2 protein-coding genes are annotated in these 2,913 nt (G+C 72.2%); one reads left to right on the top strand and one right to left on the bottom strand.

Features of this window, described 5'->3' with window-relative positions; translation table 11 throughout:
- On the top strand, positions 1-1,184 hold a 1,184-nt coding region (locus tag PKY62_RS12925), incomplete at its 5' end, for a hypothetical protein (protein ID WP_324537602.1).
- A gap of 94 nt (positions 1,185-1,278) precedes the next feature.
- Here PKY62_RS12925 and PKY62_RS12920 read toward each other — a convergent pair.
- Positions 1,279-2,913: glycogen/starch/alpha-glucan phosphorylase (locus PKY62_RS12920; RefSeq protein WP_324537600.1), on the bottom strand; the 1,635-nt coding region annotated here is incomplete at its 5' end.

Here is a 2,913-nt window from a genome sequence, read left to right as displayed (position 1 = left end):
TGCGACCGCTCGATGCGGTGCTGCCGACGCCCGTCCTGTGGACCACCCAGGTCGGGGAGCGGGTCGCCCTCGCCGGGGACGGCACCGTCGTCACCCAGCTGGACCTCGCGACCGCGGCCGTGGCGTCCACGGACGTGGGTTCCCCCGTCGGCGGGCTCCACGCGGTCGGCGACGACCTGCTCGTCACCGCCCGGGACGCGGTGGTGCTGCTCGACCGTGACGGCGCCGAGCTCTGGCGGCGGGCGGTCCACCCGTTCGACGGCCCGTTCCCGTCGGCCGCGACCGACGGGATCGTCGTGCTCGTCACGCGTCCGCTGCCCCAGCAGCGCAGCCCCGCCACCGCCGTGGCGATCCGGCGGGACGGCTCCGAGGCGTGGCACCGCGACGACGTCACCTCGCCCGCATCGCTCCCGGTGCCCTCGGGCGGCGTCATGGATGCGGGCGTGGCCCTGCCCACGCTGGTGCTGCTCGCCGCGGACGGGGGTACTGCCGTGGTGGACGCGGCGACCGGGGAGACCGTCAGCCAGGTGTCCGGCGTTCACCCGGTGGCGACGCTCGACGGGGTCGTGCTGTGGCAGGGCCGGCCGACGGCGACCGGCGGCTGCCCCGCCACGGCGACGCAGGGCGCGAGGGCGCTGTGGCACGCCGAGATCCCGTGCGTCGAGCAGGTCTCCCGGACGGGGGGCGAGCACGAGGTGGTCTACGTCCACGTGGTCGAGCCCGCGACCGCGAGCCAGACGGGCACCGCGAGCCAGGTGCGCCTCGACCTCACCTCCGGGCGGACCGTCGACCTCGACGACGCCTGGGTCCTGGGCCTCACCCCGGACTCGGCGATCGCCCTCGGCCCGGGGGCCGCCGGTGCCGGGCGCGTGGTGAGCACCGGGCTCGGGGACGGTGCGACCCGCTGGACGTTCCCGTCGCCGCCACGCGCGATCGACGTGGTCCGGCCGGCGACAGCGGACGGCACCCTCGTGGTGACCACGGCGCCGCTGGGCCTCAACCCGCTCTCCGTCCTGCGGACGCCCCGGCAGGTCACCCTGCTCGACGTCGACTCCGGGCGCGTCACCGCATGGCTGCGCTGCTCCACCGGGGCGGGATCCGGCGCCATGGCCCTGGACGGTGCCCGGGCGCTCGCCCTGTGCACCCAGCCCGACGGCACGGTCCGGGCGACGCTCCTCGGCTGAGCGTGCCCCACCCACCTCGTCAACGTGGAAGGTCCGGCACGGTATCCGTGCCGGACCTTCCACGTTGCTGCCCGCGCGCGGCGCGGGTGACGGCTCAGCGCACGGGCGTGGCGTGCCAGATCCGGTCGAGGTAGTCCCGCATCGAGCGGTCCGAGGAGAAGAACCCGCTGCGGGCGACGTTGAGGACCGTGGACCGGGTCCAGGCGTCGGGCTTGGCGTACGCCTTCTCGACCCGCTCCTGGGCGTCCAGGTAGGCCTGGTAGTCGGCCAGCACGAGGAAGCGGTCGTCGTAGAGCAGGTTGGAGACGATCGGCTCGAAGGTCGACCGGTCGCCGCCGGAGAACACCCCGGACGCGATGAGGTCCAGCGCGCGGCGCAGGTGCAGGTTGGACTCGTAGAACGCCGACGGGCGGTAGCCCTGGGCCACGACCTCCTCGACCTCCGGCTCGGTGAGCCCGAAGAGGAAGAAGTTGTCCTCGCCCACGAGGTCGAGGATCTCGACGTTGGCGCCGTCCAGCGTGCCGACCGTCAGCGCGCCGTTGAGGGCGAACTTCATGTTCCCGGTGCCCGATGCCTCCTTGCCTGCGAGCGAGATCTGCTCGGACAGGTCGGCCGCCGGGACCAGGGTCTCGGCGAGCGTGACGTTGTAGTTGGCCGGGAACGCGACGCGGAGCTTGCCCTGCAGCGCCGGGTCGGCGTTGATGGTGCGGCCCACCGCGTTGATGAGCGCGATGATCTGCTTGGCCATCCGGTAGCCCGGGGCGGCCTTGGCGCCGAACACGAAGGTGCGCGGCATGACCTGGTCGATCGGCAGCTTGCCCGACAGGATGCGGTCGTACAGCGTCACGACGTGGAGCACCTTGAGCATCTGGCGCTTGTACTCGTGCAGGCGCTTGACCATGACGTCGATCATCGCGTCGGGGTCGATGTCGATCCCGTCGCGGCGCTCGAGCAGCTCGGCGAGGCGCACCTTGTTGGCGACCTTGACCTCGCGGAAGCGGCGCAGGAACTCCGCGTCGTCCGCGAGCGGCTCGAGCTCGCGCAGCCGCTCGAGGTCGGTCACCCAGCCGTCGCCGATCGCCTCGGTGATGAGGCCGGACAGCGCGGGGTTCGACAGCCGCACGAAGCGCCGCGGGGTGACCCCGTTGGTGACGTTGGTGAACTTGTCCGGCCACAGGCTCGCGAAGTCGTCGAGCAGCTTGTCGCGCAGCAGCTGGGAGTGCAGCTCGGCGACGCCGTTGACCTTGGCGCCGGCGACGGTGGCGAGGTACGCCATCCGGACGCCGCGCTCGGGGTGGTCGGCGACGATCGACATGCGCCGCACCTTGAGCTCGTCACCGGGGAACGCCGCGCGCACCTCGGCGAGGAAGGCGTCGTTGATCTTGTAGATGATCTCCAGGTGGCGCGGGAGCAGCCTGCCCAGCAGCTCGACCGGCCAGACCTCGAGGGCCTCGGGCAGCAGCGTGTGGCACGTGTAGGCGAAGCACTGCTGGGTGATGGCCCAGGCCTCGTCCCACGCGTACCCCTTCTCGTCCACGAGGATCCGCATGAGCTCCGGCACGGCGATGACGGGGTGCGTGTCGTTGAGCTGGAAGATGACCCGGTCCGGCAGGTTGTGCAGGTCGAAGTGCTCGGGGAGCACCTGGTCGATGAAGTTGCGCAGCGAGCACGCGACGAAGAAGTACTGCTGCTGCAGGCGCAGCTCCTTGCCCTGGGGCGTGGAGTCCTC

The organism is Actinotalea sp., assembly GCF_035443605.1.
In the GTDB taxonomy this organism is placed as follows: domain Bacteria; phylum Actinomycetota; class Actinomycetes; order Actinomycetales; family Cellulomonadaceae; genus Actinotalea.
The sequence above is the reverse complement of the archived record's forward strand: the minus strand, read 5'-3'. Positions and strand labels throughout refer to the sequence as shown.